This is a genomic window from Klebsiella sp. CSG-1 (assembly GCF_056521145.1).
The window spans coordinates 1-18,337 of the sequence record NZ_JBWNLD010000003.1 but is presented as its reverse complement, the minus strand read 5'-3'; the positions used below and the strand labels follow the sequence as shown (position 1 = coordinate 18,337).

Below are 18,337 nucleotides of genomic sequence, written 5' to 3'. Positions count from 1 at the left end.
AAGAGTCGTTTATTAGTTGCTGTGAGTTTGTTTTATTCAAAAAAAAGCCGACTCTTAAAGTCGGCTTCTTATTATCTATGCAATCACTTGGTACCAAAAATCTTATCGCCGGCATCGCCGAGCCCCGGAATAATGTATCCGTGCTCGTTGAGGCCCTGGTCAATGGATGCGGTATACATCTCAACATCCGGATGCGCTTTCTCCAGCGCGGCAATCCCTTCCGGCGCCGCCACCAGAACCAGCACCTTAATGCTGGAGCAACCCGCTTTTTTCAGCAGGTCGATAGTGGCGATCATCGAACCACCGGTTGCCAGCATCGGGTCAACCACCAGCGCCATACGTTCGTCGATATTCGACACCAGCTTCTGGAAATAAGGAACCGGCTCCAGCGTCTCTTCGTCACGATAGATCCCCACCACGCTGATACGCGCGCTCGGTACGTGCTCCAGAACCCCTTCCATCATCCCCAGACCGGCGCGCAGAATTGGCACAACGGTGATTTTCTTCCCTTTGATCTGCTCGATTTCTACCGGACCATTCCAGCCCTCGATGGTGACTTTCTCGGTCTGCAGATCGGCAGTGGCTTCATAAGTCAGCAAGCTACCTACCTCTGAGGCAAGTTCACGGAAGCGTTTGGTGCTGATGTCGTGCTCACGCATCAGGCCCAGCTTGTGTTTGACGAGCGGGTGTTTCACTTCCACAATCTTCATTCTCTTTCTCCTCTGAGGGGCAGCCACAAAAAAAATCGCGGGATTATACCGCTTTTTTCCATTTGCGCCATAGCCGATATGTTTGACCGGGATCAACCAAAATGCTTTGCGCTGCCTGAGCCAGTATAAAACAAAATAAAAAAACCCCGCGCAGGCGGGGTCGCACAAGGCTTGAGGGGAGTTTTACAGCGTTTCGCCGTTGCTGCTGATAACCTGTTGATACCAGGAGAAAGATTGCTTCCGGCTGCGGTCCAGCGTTCCGTTGCCTTCGTTATCTTTATCGACGTAGATAAATCCGTAGCGTTTCTTCATTTCACCGGTACCGGCGGAAACGAGGTCGATACATCCCCATGGGGTATAGCCCATCAGGTCAACGCCGTCCTCAACCACCGCTTTTTTCATCTCGGCAATATGCGCGGAGAGATAATCGATACGGTAGCGATCGTTCACCGTGCCGTCAGCTTCGCGCACGTCGATGGCCCCAAAGCCGTTCTCAACAATAAACAGCGGCAGCTGGTAGTGATCCCAGAACCAGTTCAGGGAGTAGCGCAGACCCACCGGGTCAATCTGCCAGCCCCAGTCTGACTTCTGCACGTACGGGTTAGAGACCAGGCTTTGGGTCTCGTCATAATCCAGCAGCGGATTATCATCGGTCGCTTTAGTGGCAAACGACATATAGTAGCTAAAGCCAATATAGTCGACGCAGCCCTCGGCCAGCGCCTGACGATCTTCTGCGGTGATATCCAGCGCAAAACCGCGGCGCGCGAAGTAGTTCAGCAGATGCTGCGGGTACTTACCGCGGACGTGAACATCGGTAAACCAGTAACGGCGATGCATGGCGTTCATTGCCATCATCATATCGTTCGGGTCGCAGGAGAACGGATAAATCGGGCACATGGCAATCATGCAACCCACCTGCAGCGATGGATTTATCTGGCGAGCGGCTTTTACCGCCAGCGCGCTGGCAACCAGCTCATAGTGCGCCGCCTGATACATCACCGGCTCGCGATCTTCATCCGGCAGATACTTCAGACCTGAGTTGGTAAACGGGGCAAAATCTTCATGGAAGTTAGCCTGGTTATTGATCTCATTAAAGGTCATCCAGTACTTCACTTTGTGCTGATAGCGATCGAACACCACTTTCGCAAAGCGGACGAAGAAATCGATCAGCTTACGGTTACGCCAGCCGCCATACTCGGTCACCAGATGGTAAGGCATCTCGAAGTGAGAGAGCGTAATCACCGGTTCAATGCCGTACTTCAGACATTCATCAAACAGGTCGTCATAGAACTGGAGCCCTGCTTCGTTAGGCTCCAGCTCATCACCCAGCGGGAAGATACGTGTCCAGGCAATCGAAGTGCGGAAGCATTTGAACCCCATTTCAGCAAACAGCTGAATGTCTTCTTTATAACGATGGTAAAAATCAATCGCCTCATGATTGGGGTAATTTTTCCCCGGCAGTACGCCATCGGTGATTTCACGCGGCACGCCGTGTGCGCCGGCGGTCATCACGTCGGCCACGCTGACGCCTTTACCCCCTTCCTGCCAGCCGCCTTCCAGCTGATGCGCCGCCACCGCGCCGCCCCACAGAAAACCTTCTTTAAATCCAGACATGTTCTCTTCCTTATGAGCGATCGCCGTTAAGCGATCGGTTTTGCTGATTAAAATGGTAAACCGCCCCCATCAAACCGGCATCGTTGCCGTGGCTGACGGTGTCGAGATAGTCCGCGATACCGAACCAGGCCAGATGTTCGCGCAGCAGCGCCAAAAAGCCCGGCCGTTCCACAATGCCGCCGCCGATGAAAATGGCCTGCGGATCAAAAATGTTCACCAGGTTATACAGACCGGTACCGAGACCGTTGAAAAAGTCAGCCACCAGCCGCTGGCAAACCGCATCGCCCGCCTCGTAGCGATCGAAGATCTCTTCACCGGTTACCGCTTCCAGCGATTTACCGACATGCCCGGCATAGCGGTCGCGCAATACGCGCATCGTGCAGTTTTCATTCATTGAAGAGCGGCGCACATCGCGGGCGCCGGGGCGTTCGGTCTGCATATAGCCGAATTCGCCCGCGCGAAAACGCGCGCCATGCACCAGCTGGTTGTGACAAAAAATCGCGCCGCCGACGCCGGTGCCGATTGTCAGGACCAGAAAGTCACTCATGTCGACCGCCTTACCCTGCCAGCGCTCGGCGAGCAGGACGCAGTTAGCATCGTTTTCGATGGCGACCGGAAGCCCGGTCTGTTGTTCCAGCCAGCGCTTAATCGCAAAATTATCGAACTGACGGATTGCGCCGCCCATTTCGATAAAGCCGGTGTGCGGGTTGACATAGCCAGGCGCGCCGATCGCCACGCCTTCACACGTCGGGTGAGCAGCAATCCACGCCAGCATCGCTTGCAGTATCTGGTCGCCGTCGCTGTCAATAATCGACTGCTTACCTTTTTCAAGCAGTTCGCCCGCAGCGGTGCTGACGCCCATTTTTAACGCCGTTCCACCGATATCAAATGCGGCAATGTTCATCCCGTCTCTTCCTCCTGAATCCCCGCAGAATCAACCTTCGGCTCTCCTGAACAAAAAAAGAAACCGGTTTCAGTGGCATGATGGCTATTCCCGATGTCAGAGGCAAGTACAAGAATGTACCCGGTTTCATTTTCGTGAACCGCTTCAAATTTGTTCATATCGCAGCCGATTAACGCCGACTGCAAAGCAGGCTCGCAAACGTTTGCTTTCCCTGTTAGAATTGCGCCGATTTTTCTTGCTACCGCAAATGTGTGGAGATTTCGCAGTGACCGATAAAACCTCTCTCAGCTATAAAGATGCCGGCGTAGATATTGATGCAGGCAACGCGCTCGTCGACCGTATCAAGGGTGTGGTGAAGAAAACCCGACGCCCGGAAGTGATGGGTGGACTGGGCGGATTCGGCGCACTGTGCGCATTGCCGCAAAAATACCGCGAGCCGGTTCTGGTTTCCGGCACTGACGGCGTCGGCACCAAGCTGCGGCTGGCGATGGACCTGAAGCGCCACGATACTATCGGTATTGACCTGGTGGCGATGTGCGTCAATGACCTGGTGGTCCAGGGGGCAGAACCCCTGTTTTTCCTCGACTACTATGCAACCGGTAAACTGGATGTCGATACGGCAGCCAGCGTCATCAGCGGCATCGCAGAAGGCTGCCTGCAGTCAGGCTGTGCGCTGGTTGGCGGCGAAACGGCGGAAATGCCGGGCATGTACCACGGCGATGACTATGACGTCGCGGGCTTTTGCGTCGGCGTAGTAGAAAAATCAGAAATTATCGATGGTAGCAAAGTTGCCGATGGCGACGTGCTGGTCGCGCTGGCCTCCAGCGGTCCACATTCCAACGGCTACTCGCTGGTGCGCAAAATTATCGAAGTCAGCGGCGTCGATCCGCAGACCACCGATCTGAATGGTTCGCCGCTGGCCGACCATCTGCTGGCGCCGACCCGCATCTACGTTAAGTCGGTGCTGGACCTGATTGCTAACGTTGAAGTCCACGCGATTGCCCACCTGACCGGCGGCGGCTTCTGGGAAAACATTCCGCGCGTTCTGCCGGATAACACCCAGGCGGTCATCGACGAGTCCTCCTGGCAATGGCCAGAAGTGTTCAACTGGTTGCAGCAGGCCGGTAACGTCAGCAGCCATGAAATGTACCGTACCTTTAACTGCGGCGTCGGCATGGTTATCGCCCTGCCGGCAGACGTCGCCGACAGCGCCATCGCGCTGCTGAACGAGAAAGGTGAAAACGCGTGGAAAATCGGCTATATCAAAGCTTCTGATTCCGAACAGCGTGTGGTCATTGAATGAAAAACATTGTGGTGCTGATTTCCGGTAACGGAAGCAATTTGCAGGCGATAATTGATGCCTGCGCCCGAAAGCAGATTAACGGCACCCTGAGAGCGGTATTCAGCAATAAGGCCGACGCGTTCGGCCTTGAACGCGCGCGTGAGGCCGGTATCCCGGCCCATGCGTTGTCGGCCAGCCAGTTTGCCAATCGCGAAGCCTTCGATCGCGAGCTGATGCATGAGATCGATGCTTATGCGCCGGATCTGGTAGTGCTGGCAGGCTACATGCGGATCCTTAGTCCGGCGTTTGTCGCCCATTATCAGGGGCGCCTGCTGAATATCCACCCGTCGTTGTTGCCAAAATACCCGGGGCTGCATACGCATCGCCAGGTACTGGAAAACGGTGATGAGGAGCACGGTACCTCGGTGCATTTCGTCACCGATGAGCTCGACGGTGGTCCGGTCATTCTGCAGGCCAAAGTGCCGGTTTTTGCCGGGGATAGCGAAGACGAGATTACCGCCCGCGTGCAGGCTCAGGAACATGCCATCTATCCGCTGGTGGTGAGCTGGTTTGTGGACGGTCGTCTGCGCATGGAGGGGAATCAGGCCTGGCTTGATAACGCCCCTCTGCCGCCGCAGGGCCATGCGGCCGAAGAATAATCATCAGCGTCTCCGGCACTCGCCAGAGGCGCCTTTTATTGGTTCAGCGCCAGCCGCTTTCCCCCGGTTTTGTTCAAATCAACGATGATTTTTGCCCTGTTAATCTCCAGGCACGGCCTCGCTTTGCACACAATATGGGCACTCGCTCGCCATCGTTTTTGTTCACAGCACATTGAAAGAAAACTGTCATACTTCTTTGACATAGTTGGACATTCAATGGCAAAGCTCGCCATAATGAAAAAGCAACATCAATCAACCGGAGTGTGAGTTGTAATGGGCCAGGAAAAGCTATATATCGAGAAAGAACTCAGCTGGTTGTCCTTTAACGAACGCGTACTTCAGGAAGCGGCGGATAAAAGCAATCCACTGATTGAGCGCATGCGCTTTTTGGGCATCTACTCCAACAACCTCGATGAATTTTATAAAGTGCGCTTCGCTGAACTTAAGCGCCGCATCATAATTAGCGAAGAACAAGGGAGTACCGCCCATTCTCGCCATTTGTTAGGCAAAATTCAGGCCCGCGTTCTGAAGGCCGATCAGGAATTTGACAGCCTGTATAATGAGCTGCTGCTGGAAATGGCGCGTAACCAGATCTTTTTGATCAATGAACGCCAGCTCTCGGTGAATCAGCAGTCCTGGCTACGCAACTATTTTAAACAGTACCTGCGTCAGCACATCACCCCGATCCTGATTAACCCTGAAACGGACCTGATCCAGTTCCTGAAAGATGATTACACCTATCTGGCGGTCGAAATCATCCGCGGGGAGACCATCAACTACGCCCTGCTGGAGATTCCGTCAGATAAAGTCCCGCGGTTCGTCAATCTGCCGCCGGAAGCACCGCGTCGCCGCAAACCAATGATCTTGCTTGATAACATCCTGCGTTACTGCCTCGATGATATCTTTAAAGGCTTCTTTGACTACGATGCGCTGAACGCCTACTCGATGAAAATGACCCGTGACGCCGAGTACGATCTGGTGCACGAGATGGAGTCGAGCCTGATGGAGCTGATGTCTTCAAGTCTGAAACAGCGTCTGACGGCGGAACCGGTGCGTTTTGTTTATCAGCGCGATATGCCGGACACCATGGTTGAAATGCTGCGTGAGATGTTCTCCATTTCACGCTATGACTCAATGCTGCCCGGCGGGCGCTATCATAATTTTAAAGACTTTATCGGCTTCCCGAACGTCGGTAAGGCTAATCTGGTCAACAAGCCGCTGCCGCGCCTGCGCCACACCTGGTTCGATAAGTTCCGCAACGGGTTTGATGCCATTCGCGAACGCGACGTGCTGCTGTACTACCCGTATCATACCTTTGAGCACGTGCTGGAACTGCTGCGCCAGGCCTCATTCGATCCGAGCGTGCTGGCAATCAAAATCAATATTTATCGCGTTGCCAAAGATTCACGCATCATCGACTCGATGATCCACGCCGCCCATAACGGGAAAAAAGTCACCGTGGTGGTGGAGCTGCAGGCGCGTTTCGACGAAGAAGCCAACATTCATTGGGCGAAACGTCTGACCGAAGCGGGGGTACACGTTATCTTCTCCGCGCCGGGGCTGAAAATTCACGCCAAGCTGTTCCTGATCTCGCGCAAAGAGGGAGACGAAGTCGTCCGCTATGCGCATATCGGGACCGGTAACTTCAACGAAAAAACCGCTCGTCTGTACACCGACTATTCGCTGCTGACGGCAGATGCTCGTATCACCAATGAAGTGCGCCGCGTCTTTAACTTTATCGAAAACCCATATCGCCCGGTGAGCTTCGATTACCTGCTGGTTTCACCGCAGAACTCGCGCCGCCTGCTGTATGAAATGATCGACAGAGAAATCGCCAACGCCCAGAACGGTCAGCCTTCTGGCATCACGCTGAAGCTGAACAACCTGGTCGATAAAGGACTGGTGGATCGACTTTATGCCGCGTCAAGCTCCGGGGTTCCCGTTAACCTGTTGATTCGTGGCATGTGCTCTTTGATTCCTGGGCTGGAAGGGATCAGCGAAAATATTCGCGTCACCAGTATCGTCGACCGCTTCCTTGAGCACGACCGCGTCTATGTTTTCGAAAACGGCGGCGACAAACAGGTTTGGCTCTCCTCTGCTGACTGGATGACGCGTAATATTGACTACCGTATTGAGGTCGCCGCGCCGCTGCTGGATCCGCGTTTGAAGCAGCGCGTACTGGATATTTTTGATCTCTTATTCAACGATACGGTCAAAGCACGCTATCTTGATAAAGAACTGAGTAATCGCTATGTGCCGCGCGGCAATCGCCGTAAAGTGCGCGCACAGCTGGCGATTTACGATTATCTCAAATCACTCGAACAACCCGACTAACCTATGCCAATAAACGAAAAAACCCCTCGCCCGCAGGAGTTCGCTGCGGTCGACCTTGGTTCAAACAGTTTTCATATGGTGATCGCTCGCGTCGTCGACGGAGCCATGCAGATCATCGGCCGCCTGAAACAGCGGGTTCACCTGGCCGATGGACTGGATGAAAATTCCGTGCTCAGCGAAGAGGCGATCGCCCGCGGGCTTAATTGCCTGTCGCTGTTTGCCGAACGCCTGCAGGGTTTTTCTCCCTCCAGCGTCTGCATCGTCGGGACACACACCTTACGCCAGGCCGCCAACGCCGCGGAATTTCTCAAGCGCGCGGAAAAGGTGATTCCCTATCCGATAGAGATAATCTCCGGTAACGAAGAAGCGCGTCTGATTTTTATGGGCGTCGAGCATACGCAGCCGGAACGGGGCCGTAAGCTGGTCATCGATATCGGCGGTGGGTCGACGGAGCTGGTGATTGGCGAGGATTTCGAACCGCGTCTGGTTGAGAGCCGTCGTATGGGCTGCGTCAGCTTCTCGCAGATCTATTTCCCCGGCGGCACCATCAACAAAGAGAATTTCCAGCGCGCGCGTCTGTCGGCCGTGCAAAAGCTGGAAACGCTGGCGTGGCAGTTCCGCATCCAGGGCTGGAATGTGGCGTTGGGCGCCTCCGGCACCATTAAAGCTGCGCAGGAAGTGCTGGTGGCGATGGGTGAGAAAGACGGTTTTATCACCCCGGAACGCCTTGAAATGCTGGTGGATGAAGTGTTGAAGTATAAAAACTTTGACGCGCTCAGCCTGCCGGGTCTGTCGGAAGAACGCAAAGCGGTGTTTGCTCCTGGGCTGGCTATCCTCTGCGGCGTTTTCGATGCGCTGGCGATCAAAGAGCTGCGCTTGTCTGATGGCGCGCTGCGTGAAGGCGTGCTGTATGAGATGGAGGGACGTTTTCGCCATCAGGATATCCGCAGCCGCACCGCGCAAAGTCTGGCAAACCAGTACAACATTGACCGTGAGCAGGCGCGTCGGGTACTGGAAACCACCACCCATATATTCGAGCAGTGGCAGGAACAGAACCCCAAACTGGACAACCCGAATCTGTCGGCGTTGCTGAAATGGGCGGTGATGCTGCACGAAGTGGGGTTGAATATTAACCACAGCGGAATGCACCGCCACTCGGCTTATATTCTGCAAAACAGCGATTTGCCGGGCTTCAATCAGGAGCAGCAAATGCTGATGGCGACGCTGGTTCGCTATCACCGTAAAGCGATCAAGCTGGATGATTTGCCCCGCTTTACGCTGTTTAAGAAAAAGCAGTTCCTGCCGCTCATTCAACTTTTACGCCTTGGTATTTTGCTGAACAACCAGCGTCAGGCGACCACCACCCCGCCCACGCTCAGGCTGAAGACCGAAGCCAATCACTGGACGCTGGTCTTCCCGCACGACTGGTTCAGCCAGAATGCGCTGGTGCTGCTCGATCTGGAAAAAGAACAGCAGTACTGGGAAGGCGTTCCTGACTGGCTGTTGAAAATCGCCGAAGAAGAGCCGGACAGCAAAAACTAGTCCCGAGGCCGGGTTGCTCTCACCCGGCCCGTTTCTTCCCCGTCAACTCGCTTCAGCCGTCACCAGAGACGCCAGTGGAACCGGTTGGCCAATCTCATACCCCTGCAGATAATCAATCCCCAATGACAGCGCCGCCAGTCGAATCTCCGGCGTTTCCACATACTCCGCAACCACCTGCATATTCTTCATCCGCGCCAGATGGCAAATCGATGCCACGACCTGATAATCAAGACTGCTGGAGTGCAAATTACGAATAAAGCTGCCGTCAATCTTCAGCAGATCAACGTTCAGAGTTTTCAGGCGCGCGTAGCTGGCATAGCCGGTACCAAAGTCATCGATTGCCACCCGACACCCCAGCGCCTGCAAATGCGCCAGCGTTTGCCGTGCCTGCTCAGGGTTGCTGAGCGAATGGTTTTCCGTTAACTCAAATAGTAACTGCCACGGTTCAACATGATACTGCGCCAGCAGTCGTTCCACCTCGCCAGGGAACTGGCTCCTGCTGACGGAGGCCGGCGAAAGATTCACCGCCAGCCGCAGCCCGGGTAAAACTTTGCGGTGCTGGTTCATAAAGGCGAGCGTATTCTCCAGCACCCACAGGTCAATACGGGATGACAGGCCAAACTCATGCGCCACCGGGAGAAAATCATCCGGGTAAATGAGCTTCCCGTCATCTCCCGCCATGCGCAGCAGAACTTCATAATAGTTGTCACCGCGAATACCGACGATCGGCTGCGCCATCAGACAAAAACGATTCTGCTCCAGCGCCTGCTGGATCTGGTTCATCATCGCCACTTTATCCCGTAAGCCATGCTGAATATGCACCGCCCCGCGACGCTGCATATTTTCTGGCTGGCCGCTGGTCAGAGACAGATCTGCAATATTATTCAGCTCGCCTAAAAGCAAATAGAGGTGCTTCACCGGTGAGCGGACGCTGCAGTAACTCATCCCTACCGCAGGCTGCAGAGGTATACCATCCCAGATAAAGCGAAACTGTCGTATACGCTCATCCAGCGCGGCAATACGCGCCTTATGATCGCCGCTGTTCAGACGGAGTACCAGCTCGTGTCCTGACAGATGGTGAACGGCCTCGTTCGGCTGGAGTAAGTCGCCCAGATGTTCAGCCAGTTTTTGTTTATATTGAATGCGCAGCATAACGCCATAATGGCGCCCCAGCAGCTCCAGCTCAGGAATGCGTAAAAAGCACAGCACCGACCACATTGAACTGTCCAGCGACCGACTCAGCGCCCGTAAATTGGGCATATGGACAACCGGATCGAGAAACGCCATCCGCCGTACCCTGGCATGAATCAGACGCTGCTGGGTCGCCAGCATGGCCATATAAGTAATAATAAATGAGAACACCAGATAGCTCGAAGAGGTAATGGCCAGCTGATTGTCATATCCCGGAGAAAAAGGCAAATAGCGATAATGAAAGTGAATAATGATGATTAAAACCGGCGTCCAAATCATTGCGATACAGCGATAGCCAAAGCGCATCGCTCCCCACAACATTACCGGCATGAGTAATGACAATGTATAGTTTGTGCTAAATATCGTACTCTGACCATTCAGCGGTATTAATAACAAACCCAATAACATTAACAATGTTATCGACCATAAAACAAATTCACCACATTTTATTTTTGGATCAACCTGTAACTTCGCTTGTGAAATAAAACTACGCAGATAAAAAGGATTGCGAAGAATACGAATCAAGAAATAGCACAGCGGAACACCGGTTAAACCGCCCACCATCAAGGCCTGAAAAGTAATCAGCGAGCGTAAACTTAACGGATCAACCCCAGCCAGTTCCGTCATCCGCGGGTGCATGCCAAGATACTCGGCAACCTGAGAAAGCACGAGAAAAATGAACGAAGGCAGCAGCATCTGCCAGAACAGACGATACGGCATCAGGCTCACGTTACCATGGTAAATATGCTGCCGGCGCGGCACAAAAATCCGATAGCCGCCCCAGCACAGAACCGCCGGGATAAGAAAATGAAAAACGACCACAATGGCTTCCCACGGACTCATTCCCCGGGCCACGGTGCACAGCAGGCCGATGATAATGCCGGGCAGCGCCGCCACATCAAAAAACAGCATAAGACTCTGGACCAGCGCCAACGGCAAATAGTAAAGCGAAACTTCACTACCGCCCAGCTCAGCATAGGTATTTGCCCCTCGTGCCAGAGGCAGTAAAAGTAGGGGTAAAATCAGCGGCAGCGCCCACCATTTATCCCGATATTGTCTGTATCGTTTAATTATTTTCATTGATGCTCGACAGATAACCCAAATTCCCGCAGGGTATATTCAGGCAGGCATCCAACCTAACCATCCTAGCCGCATAAGGAATACCTACGCGGAACAGGCAAGAGATTTTAGTTATCAGCACACGCGGACTGTTGATATAAATCAATAAACCTTTTAGCTATGATTAATAAAGCTTATTTTTATGCGTCTGTTAGAATGAAAGAAAAAGGATGTGAATGTGATAATTATCTTACATAACATTAAGTAATGTTTGAGCGGCGGATTTTTACATCCTCATCAATTGACCCTGCTGCATTCCTGTGCCTTAATACCCTTATCGCCCCAGTTGTGGGTATACCTCAAGGAACCTTTTGTGAGTCAGGCACCCAGTATGCGTAAACGACATCGATTTAACCGTCGCATGACCCGTATCGTACTGCTTATCAGCTTTATCTTCTTCTTTGGACGCTTTGTCTACTCTTCTATTGGCGCCTGGTATCATCATCAGGACAAGATCGAGTCCCAGCAATCGACGCTCCCGGTTGATACCACGCCGCGGGAATAAGCCAGCACATTACGGTGCCAGCCAGTACGGCATGACATTGCTTTAAACGGTAAACTGCACCTCTCGCAGCAGGCGCAGCATTTCGCCGATCCCTTTGCTGAGAATTTTATCCTGACGCATCACGACCCCCAACTGACGGTGGAGTACTGGCGTCAGCGATTGAACGCGTAACCCCTGCCGATCGTCATGATGCGCCACCGCCATGCGTGGAACAATGCTGTATCCCAGTCCGGCACGCACCATTCGCTTGATGGCTTCAATGCTGCCCAGCTGCATCACCGGCGAAATATCGCGCCCGCTAGCACGAAACCAGCCATCAATCAGCTCCCGGGTTCCGCTTCCGGCCTCAAAGGCAATCAGCGGCAGCGCCTGCAGCACCTCCGGCGTCAGCTCCAGCGGCAGCGCATCCTGTCCGCAGGCAAAAATAAACACAAACTCCTCTTCCACCAGCGGAGCTATTGCCAGGTTGCGCCCGTGCGCCGGAAGCGTGACCAGTCCGAGATCGAGTCGGTTCTCCTCCACGGCACGCACGATATCCAGCGTATTGCCGGTCGTCACGCCTACCGTCAGCAGCGGATGCGCCTGCCGCAACTGCTGTAAGACAGGCGGTAACAGATGAATGCAGGCCGTGGCCCCCGTTCCGAGCGTTATCGCGCCGCTGATTTCGCGACTAAACTCGCTGACCGACAGCACCGCCGCGCTGACCGCTCGTTCAATATTGTCACCGTGAGCCAGCAGAGCCATACCGGCCGCCGTCGCTTTAATCCCCCGTCCGGTCCGCTCAATCAACCGGGTCTGCAGAAACTGTTCCAGCTGACGGACCTGCAGGCTGACCGCGGGCTGCGATAGCCCCAGGATATCCGCAGCAGCAGAGAAGCTCCCCCGCTGTACCACCAGTCGAAAAGTAGCCAGATTTCCCAGATTAAGCGTCGTCATCTCAAAGTTTCTCTTATAAGGGTCATAAACGAACGAGTCTGCCTGCACAATAGCGCGCAGGTTATGCTGCCGACAACTGCATAACAGACTGAGATACGAATGAAAAATACGGAAAACAGACGCGCCGCGCCCGCCATGCTGACGCTTGCCGCTGGATGCAATCAGCTGATTAACTGGGGAATTTCATTTTATATGCCGGGCACTTTTGCCCGGGCTATCGGGCAGGACACCGGCTGGCCAGAGACACAAATCTACCTCGGCCTGACGATCGCCATGTTGATAATGGCGCTAATCTCCCCGTTTGTCGCCCGCCTGCTGGCCCGCTTTGGCGGCCAGCAAATTGTGGTCAGCGGCACGCTGGCGATCGCCGCAGGCTGTTTCCTGATGGCCGCTGTACCTACCCTATCCGGTTGGCTGGGCGCCTGGCTACTTACCGGTATCGGAATGCGTCTGGCGCTGTATGATGCGCTGTTCGCCGCGCTGGTGAATCTGTACGGACAACAGGCGAGACGAACCCTTTCCCGCGTGACGCTGGCTGGCGGCCTGGCTTCCGCTCTGTTTTGGCCACTGGGCGCATTTTTGTTGACGATGATGAGCTGGCGGGAGGCGTTGCTGGTTTATGGCCTGCTGGGCCTGTTCAGCGCGCTGTTGCTCTGGCGAATGCCGAATGCCAGGCGACCGGCGGCGATACCCCCGAAAGCGCATCGGCCCACTTCTCACCAGCAGAGACGCGTTGGTCTGCTGTATGCGGCGCTGATCGCGCTGGTGACGTTTGTTTCTAACGGAACCTCCACCCATTTGCCGGAATTTATTGCCCACTACGGTCTGCCGGTGGCGGCGGGGATGCTCTGGGGCATTGGCCAGACCGGCGCCCGTTTTCTGGAGGTCGCCTCGGGTTCGGTGCTCACGCCGCTTCGACTTACGCTGCTGACTACGTTGCTGATGCCGGTCTGTTTCGCCCTCGGTCTGAGCGGGCCATATCTCATCTGGGCGGCCGGCGGATTTGTGCTGGGCTATGGCGCCATCAATGGGTTAACGACCGTGTTTAAGGCCACGCTACCGCTACAGCTTTTTGCCGCCGAGGATTACGCCAGCCGCACCGGTATCCTGTTGATCCCCGCCCAGCTGCTGGCCGCCGCCTCGCCGTTTGTCTACGCCTGGTTAAATCAGCAGTTCGGGGTGCAGGGGAGCTTAGGTGTTTCCGCTGCGCTGACGCTGGTGGTCGCCGGGCTGGCGCTGGCCATTGCCCGGAGCCAGTCCGACCAGCCTCCAGAGGCGATGCCGGCAGCCATTGATTCCTGAACTTCGTGGCGATACCTGCACGCGCCTTAGCGAGGAGGTATCTCCCCGTTCTTCCGACAGACCATCGCGATAAAACGATCGCGGACGGCGTCCACTACCTGTGGATTCCAGGCAACGCCAACCTGCCATTGCGCGCCCTCCCCCGTCACGGTAACGAGCGTTATGCCTGCCGGCAGGAGATGACATGCGCCGGCGGGAAGCAGCGCAACACCATTTCCGGCGGCAACCAGCGCCAGCAGCGTATGAATATCGTCAGCATCCGCCACAATGTCAGCGGTCAGGCGGTTGATTTGCAGGAAATGCGCCGTTTGCTGTGCCAACCCACGGCCGCGCCTTGGGTTAATTTGCAGCAGCGGGAACTGTCGGAGCACCGAGGCGATATCCGGGAGCGCCTGCGTTGCGCCAGCGGGCACGGCAAGCACCAGGCTCTCTTCCATCAGCGCCTGGGCCTCCAGCGCGTCCGGAACGGGCATCCGCACGAACCCGGCATGCAGCTGCCCCTCCAGCAGCATTCGATACTGCTCGTGGGAAGCGATATCGTTGAGGGAGACGTCAATATCGGGAAACTGCTGGCGAAAGGCTTTAACTTGCGCCGGGGCCAACTGGAAGGTTGAGATGCCGAATCCCAGCGCCAGCGTGCCGACGTTTCCGCGCCGGACCTGCTCCGTCCAGGCACAAAACTGGTCATGCTGCGCCACAAAATGGCAGGCCTGAGAATAGATAGCCTCCCCCGCCGCGGTTAGCTGTGCTCCCTGCCGACCCCGCTGAAAAAGGGTCATGCCCGTCAGATGCTCCAGGGTCTGGATTTGTTTCGTCAGCGCCGGTTGGGTCAAACAAAGCCGCTCCGCCGCCGCATGGTAGCGCCGCTGCTGGGCCAGGGTGACGAACGCCCGTATTAATCTGATGTCCATTCCAGTCCCTTATCAAACGCGGAGAAAGCGTGATTATACATCCTGTGTCTCTGCTGGCGTAATGCGCTCAGTTTTTAGCAACGAGAAGAGACCTATGAACAACGAACTTCAGGTAGCTACGGTACAGTTCTGCCACCGCGCTAATGATAAGTCCTATAACCTGGGCATTATGGAACGCTTTATTCATCAGGCAGCCGGCGAAGGTACCCGCATTCTGGCCTTTCCCGAAATGTGCATTACCGGCTACTGGCACGTTATCGATCTCAGCGCCGAAGAGGTGGGGTCGCTCGCCGAGCCCATTGACGACAGTCCTTCCCTGGCGAGAATTGCCCGCCTGGCACAAAGTTACCAGATGGCCATTGGCGTGGGGCTGATTGAAAGAGCGAGTGACGATCGCCTGTATAACACCTACGTCGTTTGTATGCCGGATGGCCAGAGACATATCCACCGCAAGCTGCACGCCTTTGAACATCCGGCGATAGACCAGGGGGATAGCTTCACCGTCTTCGATACGCCGTGGGGAGTGAAAGTTGGCGTTCTGATCTGCTGGGACAATAATCTGACGGAAAATGCACGAGCTACCGCGCTGCTGGGCGCGGATATCCTGCTGGCCCCTCATCAAACCGGCGGTACGAACTCCCGCAGCCCGTTCGGGATGAAGCCCGTACCCATAGCCCTTTGGGAGAACCGGTATCAGGATCCTGACGCGCTGAAAGCCGCGTTCCAGGGCCGTAACGGTCGGGAATGGTTGCTCCGCTGGCTGCCCTCAAGAGCGCACGATAACGGGATGTTTATCTTATTCAGCAATGGCGTCGGGCTCGACAACGGGGAGGTGCGTACCGGCAATGCGATGATTATCGATCCCTATGGCCGCATTATTGCAGAAACCGATGCGTTTGAAGACACCCTGGTCTGCGCCACGCTGGATTTAAGCCTGCTGACCATGTCCACGGGCCGACGCTGGATTCACGGCAGACGCCCCGAGCTCTATGCGATTCTGAGCCAGAATCAGGGTTATGAACGCGATGCTCGCAGCGCGCGTTTCTCAACGGAAGTGCCCCAGTTCAGCGATAAAACTCAGCATTAATCCGGCGGCAGAAAAGAAAAAGCCCCCTGTAAAAACAGAGGGCTTCGTTTAACAACGCCGGGGAGTTATTCCCACTCAATTATTTACAGTGCTCGTAACCAATTGACTGAAAACAAGTTTATGAAACGATAAATTCTGCATACCGTTTTATATACCGTCACCGGGAAACAGTACCATGAAAAATACCATGCTACCTGGTTAGTTCATCGTACTGTCTTTCGCAGACCCTTCCGGCTTCAACTGCCCGGTCAGCGTATCCTGCCAGTTGCCGGTTTCGTTCGAGAGATTTTTCGAGCACGTCGGCAAGCAAAACTCCGGTGTCTGCGGCTGACGACCCAGCGCCGACAGTGGCGTTATACTGCCTGAGCTGCTCACGGATGGCAACGAGTTGCTGCTGCAGCCGGCCAGCGCGAGCGGCAGCATCAAGAGCATCATTGCGCGCCTGGTCGATCCTCTGCTGCGCCTCACGTTCATTGGTTGCTTTCTCCTGTTCGTCATGTTGACGGGCTTTCTCATCTTCTGCTTTGCGATCAGCCTTCGCCTGCGTATACCCGGCGTCGTACTGTCTGTCACCGTGAATATTCCATGCTACAACGCCGCTGGCCACCAGAGCAGCAAGCATCGCGACAATAAGCAGCTGTTTCCAGTACGCTTTAACTAATGCCGTGATCATGATTCATTTACCGACGCGGAACCGGTCATTAACGGTAATTCTCTACCATCCTTCGCCACATTTACCGGCCAGCGATAGCCAGTAACCCGGTCTCGTGAGAAAGCTCGGATATTAATTGCATCAGACTGATTACCGCCCAGCACCATCAGGTCACCGTTTTGTTTCTGCCCGACAACAAATCCGACGTGGCCTCCGCCATCTCTACTGAATATTACTACGCAGCCGTATGCTGGATCGCGAATATGGACACCCCAGTTAAGGTATGATTTTGCCGACTCGAATCTGGTTGACTTAATTCCTGATCGCTCCAACATCGCCCCAACAAATGCGGCACACCATGGCGTCTCATCATCTTTAATGCCACCGCGCTTAATGTCTTTCCAGAACTGGAGGATCAATGGGTTATGGCGTGGGCCTTTAATTTCCATCTGACCAATATGTTTGCGTGCTTCTGTGATCCAGGATAACTCACTCATGATGACCTCGATACTTTGAAAATTTGCACGACGTTGCCGCGCGTTTTCAGCACAGCGGCAAGCATCACAGCGTTAATGACGACCTCAGACAGATCTGCGGTCATGGGGAAGTGGTAGAAGAATGAATACGCCGCCCGCACCGGAATGCTGGCCGCCGATACAATCAGGAAATAGGCAATCCATCCTCCCCACCGGCGGTGCCGCGATCCGTTGCGCTGAAAGAACATCACACGTAGCGCAATTCCGGCGCATATGATGGCGTTTGCAATTAGCAACAGATCATGGCCTGTCATCGTCTTTTCCTCCCGGGATTAAATCTCGAGGATTATCAGAACGGTGATACAGCCAGATGCCAACACGCACAGCGACGATGGACGCCACAAAAGCGCCAGCGGAATACACGATGCCCCGCTCAAACGAGTCCTGCGTGATTGTGGGGATGATGCTTGCCAGGCCGATGAGGATTGAGGCTGTTGGCTTGTAGAAGAGAAGACCGCAGAGAAAGCTGAGAAGGGACAGAAGAACGCGGCGCTTTACAGGATACTCGATCGCTGAGGTAACAAATATTACCGCCCCGGCGAGTGAACCAAGCGCCACTTCTGGCGGAACTCCGGCGACAACCGCCGCCAGCGCACCGTAGCTAAGCCCCTGATTTAATGTATCAGCGGTTAGCGTTCCTGACATGGTGACCACCGTTTACTATGCATGATGAACCTCCTGAAGTTGGTAAGATCATCATACACAATAATTCATATGTGGATAAATGGTAATACTATCTGCGTAGTTGGAACCCAAGAAGAAACGCAGTAACAAGCATAGCTATCCAGTCGTTATTCTCAAAAATCGCATGGAATATCATCCCCCACGCAAAAATAAGTAGAACTGCGTTGAATTTTCTTATACTCCAGCCAATCATGTATGTATCCTTGCTAACTTGACAATGAGGCCCGGAGTGCGGTCTCGGCCTCATCCAGTGGGCTACCGGTGCCCGAATATTCAAACTCAAACTCGTTAAAAATTGCGTTTGAGGTGCCTACCCGCGTCGTATAAATCACCCGCGCTGTTGTGCCAATGAGACTGTCCAGCCTGACA

Annotated in this window: 16 protein-coding genes and 1 pseudogene; 7 read left to right on the top strand and 10 right to left on the bottom strand. The window is 54.5% G+C overall.

Annotated elements, in window-relative coordinates; all coding sequences use genetic code 11:
* Nucleotides 1–83: 83 nt before the first annotated feature.
* The 3 genes from upp to bglK form a co-directional block, all read right to left on the bottom strand.
* Complete coding sequence (gene upp / locus AC007G_RS08190; RefSeq protein WP_032686523.1) at nt 84–710, bottom strand: uracil phosphoribosyltransferase; 627 nt, start codon at nt 708–710, stop codon at nt 84–86.
* Between the two features lie 183 nt (nt 711–893).
* Entirely contained in the window at nt 894–2,324 is a 1,431-nt protein-coding gene (locus AC007G_RS08185) for a 6-phospho-beta-glucosidase (protein WP_046851974.1), read from the bottom strand.
* A 10-nt stretch (nt 2,325–2,334) separates the two neighbouring features.
* Complete coding sequence (gene bglK, locus AC007G_RS08180; RefSeq protein WP_032686520.1) at nt 2,335–3,228, bottom strand: beta-glucoside kinase BglK; 894 nt, start codon at nt 3,226–3,228, stop codon at nt 2,335–2,337.
* Between the two features lie 265 nt (nt 3,229–3,493).
* Here bglK and purM point away from each other — a divergent pair, with 265 nt between their 5' ends.
* The 4 genes from purM to ppx all read left to right on the top strand — a co-directional run bounded on the left by purM (nt 3,494) and on the right by ppx (nt 9,045).
* Entirely contained in the window at nt 3,494–4,531 is a 1,038-nt protein-coding gene (gene purM, locus AC007G_RS08175; RefSeq protein ID WP_032686519.1) for a phosphoribosylformylglycinamidine cyclo-ligase, read from the top strand.
* Nucleotides 4,528–5,169: a phosphoribosylglycinamide formyltransferase gene (purN, locus tag AC007G_RS08170; RefSeq protein ID WP_064794211.1), complete on the top strand. Its 642-nt coding sequence runs from the start codon at nt 4,528–4,530 to the stop codon at nt 5,167–5,169. The genes purM and purN overlap by 4 nt, the downstream gene beginning before the upstream one ends.
* A gap of 273 nt (nt 5,170–5,442) precedes the next feature.
* Nucleotides 5,443–7,503, top strand: a complete 2,061-nt coding sequence (gene ppk1 / locus AC007G_RS08165) for a polyphosphate kinase 1 (RefSeq protein WP_032686518.1) — start codon at nt 5,443–5,445, stop codon at nt 7,501–7,503.
* 3 nt (nt 7,504–7,506) lie between these two features.
* Nucleotides 7,507–9,045: an exopolyphosphatase gene (gene ppx / locus AC007G_RS08160; protein WP_032686517.1), complete on the top strand. Its 1,539-nt coding sequence runs from the start codon at nt 7,507–7,509 to the stop codon at nt 9,043–9,045.
* Nucleotides 9,046–9,087: 42 nt separating this feature from the next.
* Here the strand turns inward: ppx and AC007G_RS08155 are convergent, their stop codons facing one another.
* Nucleotides 9,088–11,316, bottom strand: coding sequence for a sensor domain-containing phosphodiesterase (locus AC007G_RS08155; RefSeq protein WP_064794212.1), 2,229 nt, complete (start codon nt 11,314–11,316; stop codon nt 9,088–9,090).
* A gap of 370 nt (nt 11,317–11,686) precedes the next feature.
* On the opposite strand from AC007G_RS08155, the gene AC007G_RS08150 reads away from it, so the two are divergent.
* The gene (locus tag AC007G_RS08150; RefSeq protein WP_032686514.1) at nt 11,687–11,860 is read left to right on the top strand and encodes a YfgG family protein; all 174 of its coding nucleotides are present in this window, start codon (nt 11,687–11,689) and stop codon (nt 11,858–11,860) included.
* A gap of 42 nt (nt 11,861–11,902) precedes the next feature.
* Here the strand turns inward: AC007G_RS08150 and AC007G_RS08145 are convergent.
* Nucleotides 11,903–12,822: pseudogene (locus tag AC007G_RS08145) on the bottom strand (LysR family transcriptional regulator).
* A 73-nt stretch (nt 12,823–12,895) separates the two neighbouring features.
* Between AC007G_RS08145 and AC007G_RS08140 the strand changes: the two are divergent.
* Nucleotides 12,896–14,098 carry an MFS transporter gene (locus tag AC007G_RS08140; protein ID WP_032695545.1) on the top strand — a complete coding sequence of 401 codons (1,203 nt, stop codon included), beginning with the start codon at nt 12,896–12,898 and terminating at the stop codon, nt 14,096–14,098.
* 26 nt (nt 14,099–14,124) lie between these two features.
* On the opposite strand, the gene AC007G_RS08135 is transcribed toward AC007G_RS08140, so the two are convergent.
* Nucleotides 14,125–15,009 (bottom strand): LysR family transcriptional regulator, encoded by an 885-nt coding sequence (locus AC007G_RS08135; protein ID WP_032686511.1) that lies wholly within the window; start codon nt 15,007–15,009, stop codon nt 14,125–14,127.
* Nucleotides 15,010–15,103: 94 nt separating this feature from the next.
* On the opposite strand from AC007G_RS08135, the gene AC007G_RS08130 reads away from it, so the two are divergent.
* Entirely contained in the window at nt 15,104–16,096 is a 993-nt protein-coding gene (locus tag AC007G_RS08130; protein WP_142630062.1) for a nitrilase family protein, read from the top strand.
* A gap of 190 nt (nt 16,097–16,286) precedes the next feature.
* Here the strand turns inward: AC007G_RS08130 and AC007G_RS08125 are convergent, their stop codons facing one another.
* Genes AC007G_RS08125 through AC007G_RS08110 form a run of 4 tightly spaced genes read right to left on the bottom strand, consistent with a single transcriptional unit; the run spans nt 16,287 to nt 17,929 of the window.
* Nucleotides 16,287–16,769 (bottom strand): DUF2514 domain-containing protein, encoded by a 483-nt coding sequence (locus AC007G_RS08125; protein WP_479466580.1) that lies wholly within the window; start codon nt 16,767–16,769, stop codon nt 16,287–16,289.
* Nucleotides 16,766–17,245: a TIGR02594 family protein gene (locus AC007G_RS08120; protein WP_479466579.1), complete on the bottom strand. Its 480-nt coding sequence runs from the start codon at nt 17,243–17,245 to the stop codon at nt 16,766–16,768. Before AC007G_RS08120 ends, AC007G_RS08125 begins: the two co-directional genes overlap by 4 nt.
* On the bottom strand, nt 17,242–17,538 hold the full coding sequence (locus tag AC007G_RS08115) for a phage holin family protein (protein WP_201405904.1): 297 nt from the start codon (nt 17,536–17,538) through the stop codon (nt 17,242–17,244). The genes AC007G_RS08120 and AC007G_RS08115 overlap by 4 nt, the downstream gene beginning before the upstream one ends.
* Nucleotides 17,525–17,929 (bottom strand): putative holin, encoded by a 405-nt coding sequence (locus AC007G_RS08110; RefSeq protein WP_088401959.1) that lies wholly within the window; start codon nt 17,927–17,929, stop codon nt 17,525–17,527. Before AC007G_RS08110 ends, AC007G_RS08115 begins: the two co-directional genes overlap by 14 nt.
* Nucleotides 17,930–18,337 lie beyond the last annotated feature (408 nt).